Here is a 5,427-nt window from a genome sequence, read left to right as displayed (position 1 = left end):
CCTTCTGGAAACGCTCACTAAAAACAAATTTGCTTTTGATATTTATCACCAGAGTTGGACTTCCTGCTCTGGCGAGCTCGCTTGTATTTGTGACTTTAGATCATATAGATCTGATCAGTCCCATTTAATGTAAAGACTTTGCGAAAACTAAAAATAAACGGTTTTGCTTTTTCGTATTCATCTGTCGTTACAAAACTAGATCTTTCTGGGTGAGTTTTTGAAATGGCATCAATTAAAGAGTTTTTTAATTGCTCTTGATCATCTTTTATTTCATCAATCTTATGTCTAGGAAAATCATATGTCTCGCATACTTTTTCAGCAGAGCTGAGAGCTAACATTATCTTTTCAAAATCAAACGTTTCAAATGAATCAAAAAGTTCTTTGATCTCAGTATGACGAGTTCTGAAATTTGCTTTTTGAAGTAAGTTCTTGTAGTTAAATATTGTAGCTTTCCATGCTTGAGAAAAGCCGTTAGCTAAAACTATCGAAGGTGTTGAACCTGTTTCGGTTGATGCAGCCATTGCATCTTGATATGAAAGGAGTGCCATTTTTATTATTTCTACTTTTAGAAGAGAGATCTTATGTTTTCAGTGAATGGTTTTTAAAGGGATTTGCCGCCACAAAACTTTCTCGCTGCCGCCATCTTGTCGCCACAGGCAAAGAAAAAGGGCTTAGCATTTCTGCTAAGCCCTTGTTTTATTTGGTGGAGGCGGGGGGATTTGAACCCCCGTCCAGAAAGCCTACATCCAAGGCGCTACATGTTTAGTCTTTCTTTTATTTAACCTAGCAGAGCTCCGAAAGACAGGATATCCTCAGGTGAGTTTGGTACTGTTTCGCGGTTCACCCCCAAACAAGGTTCCCTCGCTATCAAATGTTAGATGACCATCCAATTACTCTGCCCATTTGAGAAACGTGAGCTGGATGGGCTGAAAAACCGGTTATTAAGCGGCTACAGCTTGTACGTTATCGTCGTTTGCAACTATAACTGTGCGGCTTTTTACGAGGCCAACCGCCCCTCGACATGCTCCCAGGGTTTCGTGAATCCTGTCGAATCCTAATCGCCCCCAAGAATTTCAGTATAACGTTTACCTATGAGCTCAGCCAACACTTATTTCATAAAGGCTTATTAAATGGTGATAATTTATACCGCCAAGTACTTTATATGAGTGTTTAAATGACTCATAGGCTGTCAACGTTATTGCTTTAAGCTTTCTTTCATTGTTCGAGATTTTTCTCGTTGCCAATCTCGGTCTTTGTCGGCATCACGTTTATCGTGTTCTTTTTTACCTTTACCAAGGCCTATCTCTACTTTTACCCACGCATTTTTACGCCAATAAAGAGCAAGAGGAACGATAGCGTATCCTTGTCTTTCAACTAAGCCTTCAAGCTTATCGATTTCTTTACGCTTGAGTAATAGTTTTTTAAGCCGCGCTGGTTCACAATAAGTGTGGGTTGATGCTGTATTTAGCGGTGTTACTGTACATCCATGCATCCAGCACTCACCGTCTTTAATAAATACATAAGTATCAGCAAGTGTCACTTTACCCATTCGTAAAGATTTCACTTCCCAACCTTGTAGTTCAAGACCAGCTTCAATTTTTTCTTCGATTTTGTATTCGAAGGTGGCGCGTTTATTTCGGACAATACTGCCAGGCGCCGCTTTTTTTGATTTTTTCTTTGCCATAATATCGACATTATACTCATGTTGCTTTGGGTGGGCTATAACAATTCGTTGTGTTATTAGTAGTTAGCAAAAATACTTTGTAATTTTTTTGTTTCTTTAAATGCTTAATAGTAAAATCGCACTTAAATTATAATTGCTGATGAATGTATGCCACAGATTTCCCGAAGTATGTTAGTGCGACATAGTGCGTTGCAAATGTATCAACTTGTTAATGATGTAGAGTCTTATAAAGAGTTTCTTCCTGGTTGTGTTGGTGGCAAAGTCCTTAGCTTTGATGGTGAAACAATGGTGGCGTCCGTTGATATTCGTCAAGCAGGGATGAATAAAACGTTTACAACAAAGAACGATTTAGTTGAAGGTAAGTCTATTCAGTTACAGCTCGAAAACGGACCCTTTAAGCATTTAAAGGGTAAGTGGAAGTTCACTGAACTTGCTGAAGATGCATGTAAAGTAGAATTTGATCTGGACTTTGAGTTTAGTAGCTCGTTGGTTGACTTTGCTTTTAATAAACTCTTTAAAGAGCTAATGGGATCTATGGTGACAGCGTTCACGCAACGAGCGAAAGTGGTCTATGGTGGTAATCAATAATGAATCATGATCAAAATGTTTTTATGGTTGATGTCGTTTATGCATTACCTAAGCAACAAAAAATTCTCCAAGTAAAAGTTAACAGCGGAACTACAGCTATTGAAGTGCTTAAGTTAAGCAACTTGGTTACTTTTTTTCCTGAGATAGATCTTGAGTCAGTAAAGCTGGGCGTCTTTAGTAATTTAGTTAAACATGACAGAGTTATCGAGCCTGGAGATCGGCTGGAGGTTTATCGTCCGTTAATTGCTGATCCAAAAGATGTTCGACGTCGCCGAGCTGAAAAAGCCGTTCAAGAAGGAAGAGCCAACAAAGTTACAGGTGGAAAAATTAAGTAATTGCGTTGTGATGTGAAAATTACTAATAAAAAGCGCCTATTGGCGCTATTTAATCGCGATTACTGAGATTTTTTCTCTTTGATTCTTTTATCAATATTTTTAATCGGTTTCTTAAGCTGTGGTTCTGCAGCACTTTCCTTTACAAGCGGTTTTGCATCAGGACGAACATCCGGATTCATAGGCTTACTTGGGGATGATTTTACTTCTGGTAGTGACTCTTGACCTAGAGGCACATCAAAACTCTCACTTAATTTATAATCACCAGTGACTTTGACGAGTTTATTTTTGTCAAAGTTCAGAATGAGCTCTTTATGGATAATGCTAGCATCGCGACCACTTTTATAGTGATAAATATAATACCAAGTATTATCAGCAAAGCTATCTCGTAAAACAGGGTGGCCTAAGACGTACTCGGCCTGTTCTTTGGTCATGTCGATGCGCAGTTTTTCAACTTGCTGCTGATCCATATAGTTACCTTGCGGAACATCTGGCTTATAGATTAGCCAATCAAAAACACTACACGCACTTAAAGATAACGAAAGCGCTACTGCCCCTAAAAGGGTAACTCCCTGCTTTTTATCGATCATGTTAACCACTGTATTCTAAAATTCTGCCGCCATCATACCCAAGCTGATACTATGATGACAAGGTTATTGTTATTGAGCTATTTGAATATAACTCTGTAAATAAGTTCAATATTTAAATGATAAATGCATCTTACTTTTCAAAATGTAACATTTTGTTCGTCAATTAAGAGAGACAGTTTTCAGTTTAGCCTTCAACAATAAGAACGATGGCAAGAATTCTTTCCTAGAGCGTTAATACTAGATATGACTTGGCTTTCAACCATATTAACGATGTGAAATCGATTTCATTATATTGTTTAAATGTAATGCTATGTGAATATATGTGTTGTATATATGTTATTGCTAATGTAATTTACGCATTGACTATCAATGCCTTACTGATTAACTTAAGGCGCAAAATAATAACAAAAATTTCGTTGAGGTAAATTTTGGGTTCACTTGTCTTTGTTGGAACCGGGCTACAACTGGCTGGCCATATTAGCGTAAGAAGTAAGGATTACATCGAGAAGGCTGATGTCGTTTTTACACTCGTCCCTGAAAGTAATGCTCAACATTGGGTGGAAGGGCTCAATGACAATATTGTTGACCTCCAACCTTTCTATGCTCAAGAAGGCGAAATTAAAAGCCGTCGAGATACCTATAAAGAAATGGTTGCCGCTATTATAGATGCTGTTCGTGCAGATAAAAAAACCGTTTGTGCATTATATGGACACCCAGGTGTTTTTGCTTGTATCTCTCACATTGCAATCGCTCAGGCAAAAAAAGAGGGTTTTAATGCCCATATGGAACCTGCAATTTCAGCAGAAGCATGCTTATGGGCTGACGTAGGTATAGATCCTGGTAAAAGTGGTAATCAGGGCTACGAAGCTAGCCAATTCATGTTTTTTAAGCATATTCCAGATCCAACAACTTACTTATTACTGTGGCAAATTTCTTTAGCGGGTGAACACACACTTACGAAGTTTCATACTGACTCTGACCGTTTGCAAATTCTGGTGGAACAATTATCTGAATGGTACCCGCTAGAGCATGAAATTATTATCTATGAAGCCGCCAACTTACCAGTGTTTGAACCTAGAATTGACAGAATTAAGTTACAAGATTTGCCATACGCAAAGTTAAATCACATTAGTACTTTAGTGATACCGCCTTCTAAAAAGTTGGAATACAACATAGAAGTTATGGAGAAATTAGGCATTACTCCAGAAGATTTAGGCTGAGCTTTTCGATTCATAAAAGCTTAATAAATAGTTTTAAAATGGAAATATAAAAGAAAAGGAGCAAACAGGAATGTTAGCAGAATTTTTAGAAAAACTAGGACAAGATACAGAGCTCTTAGCTGCTTATAAAAAAGACCCTCGTGGTGTGATGAAAAAGCATGGCGTAGCAGATGATGAAATTGAAGCAATTATGACTAAGGATGAAAAGAAATTAGAAAAGATTTCTAAGACATCTTCATCAGGTCTCAAAATGCTATATATCGCAACTGGTGAAGAACTTTAAATTGAATCTTTTTTCGACCCTCTTTCTGGCTGTTAGTTTTCTAATAGCCAGCACTTCTTATGCGCAAGATTTTACTACTGTTGAGCAAAAACTTGAACAACTTAGACAAGTTGTGACATCAGACTTAACCCAAGCTGACGAGTTAATAAAAGAATTAGAGCTTAATACAAATGAATTAAGTATAGAGCAACAAGGTAAATTGTTTATTTGGAAAGCGGTATATTTTATTTATTTAGGTGATCATGAACTCGCAATCAAATTATTAAAAAGTGCAGAACGATTAGCTATATCCATTGAACTTGAATCACTGGTGTATCGCTTTCAAATGACGAATTACTTAGCATTAGACGAATACGGCAATGCATTACAAGCAGCAAAAAAACAAATAAAAGTAATCGATCATATAGTCGATCCTAGTAATCAGCGGGATGTCTATATTAGGATGGCGAATTTTTATTATAACCTCGGTGCGTATCCTTCAAGTCAAAGATATGTGCAGAAAGCTTTACATTTAGTTGACGATCCAGTGACTAGGCAAGTCTGCTTTTTAAAAGTCCTAGAGTCTGCTAATGCTTTTGAGATAAAAGCGAATGGAAACTTTAAAGAATTAGGGACTGATCAGATCTATATGATCTAAAGTCACAAATACAAGCGAGCTCGCCAGAGCAGGAAGTCCAACTCTGGTGATAAATATCAAAAGCAAATTTGTTTTTAGTGAGCGTTTCCAGAA

General features: G+C 37.4%; 8 protein-coding genes and 1 other RNA gene. 5 read left to right on the top strand and 4 right to left on the bottom strand.

Translation table 11 applies throughout. From position 1 onward, the window contains the following. Positions 1 to 95 precede the first annotated feature (95 nt). The 3 genes from JQC92_RS20725 to smpB all read right to left on the bottom strand — a co-directional run bounded on the left by JQC92_RS20725 (position 96) and on the right by smpB (position 1,684). Positions 96 to 521, bottom strand: a complete 426-nt coding sequence (locus tag JQC92_RS20725; RefSeq protein ID WP_205001439.1) for a DUF4917 family protein — start codon at positions 519 to 521, stop codon at positions 96 to 98. A 180-nt stretch (positions 522 to 701) separates the two neighbouring features. Further along, positions 702 to 1,066, bottom strand: a transfer-messenger RNA (tmRNA) gene (gene ssrA / locus JQC92_RS20720). A 129-nt stretch (positions 1,067 to 1,195) separates the two neighbouring features. After that, positions 1,196 to 1,684, bottom strand: a complete 489-nt coding sequence (gene smpB, locus JQC92_RS20715) for an SsrA-binding protein SmpB (protein WP_205001438.1) — start codon at positions 1,682 to 1,684, stop codon at positions 1,196 to 1,198. A 147-nt stretch (positions 1,685 to 1,831) separates the two neighbouring features. Between smpB and JQC92_RS20710 the strand changes: the two genes are divergently transcribed. Beyond that, positions 1,832 to 2,272: an SRPBCC family protein gene (locus tag JQC92_RS20710; RefSeq protein WP_205001437.1), complete on the top strand. Its 441-nt coding sequence runs from the start codon at positions 1,832 to 1,834 to the stop codon at positions 2,270 to 2,272. After that, positions 2,272 to 2,607 (top strand): RnfH family protein, encoded by a 336-nt coding sequence (locus JQC92_RS20705; protein ID WP_205001436.1) that lies wholly within the window; start codon positions 2,272 to 2,274, stop codon positions 2,605 to 2,607. The genes JQC92_RS20710 and JQC92_RS20705 overlap by 1 nt, the downstream gene beginning before the upstream one ends. Before the next feature lie 59 nt (positions 2,608 to 2,666). Here JQC92_RS20705 and JQC92_RS20700 read toward each other — a convergent pair whose 3' ends face one another. Continuing rightward, positions 2,667 to 3,194, bottom strand: a complete 528-nt coding sequence (locus JQC92_RS20700) for an outer membrane protein assembly factor BamE (RefSeq protein ID WP_205001435.1) — start codon at positions 3,192 to 3,194, stop codon at positions 2,667 to 2,669. A gap of 428 nt (positions 3,195 to 3,622) precedes the next feature. Here JQC92_RS20700 and JQC92_RS20695 point away from each other — a divergent pair, with 428 nt between their 5' ends. The 3 genes from JQC92_RS20695 (at position 3,623) to JQC92_RS20685 (ending at position 5,334) form a co-directional block, all read left to right on the top strand. After that, positions 3,623 to 4,414: an SAM-dependent methyltransferase gene (locus JQC92_RS20695; protein ID WP_205001434.1), complete on the top strand. Its 792-nt coding sequence runs from the start codon at positions 3,623 to 3,625 to the stop codon at positions 4,412 to 4,414. A 70-nt stretch (positions 4,415 to 4,484) separates the two neighbouring features. Continuing rightward, positions 4,485 to 4,697 (top strand): hypothetical protein, encoded by a 213-nt coding sequence (locus JQC92_RS20690; RefSeq protein WP_205001433.1) that lies wholly within the window; start codon positions 4,485 to 4,487, stop codon positions 4,695 to 4,697. A gap of 1 nt (position 4,698) precedes the next feature. Then, positions 4,699 to 5,334: a hypothetical protein gene (locus JQC92_RS20685; protein ID WP_205001432.1), complete on the top strand. Its 636-nt coding sequence runs from the start codon at positions 4,699 to 4,701 to the stop codon at positions 5,332 to 5,334. Positions 5,335 to 5,427 lie beyond the last annotated feature (93 nt).

The organism is Parashewanella hymeniacidonis, assembly GCF_016900895.1.
Lineage (GTDB): Bacteria > Pseudomonadota > Gammaproteobacteria > Enterobacterales > Shewanellaceae > Parashewanella > Parashewanella hymeniacidonis.
The sequence above is the reverse complement of the archived record's forward strand: the minus strand, read 5'-3'. Positions and strand labels throughout refer to the sequence as shown.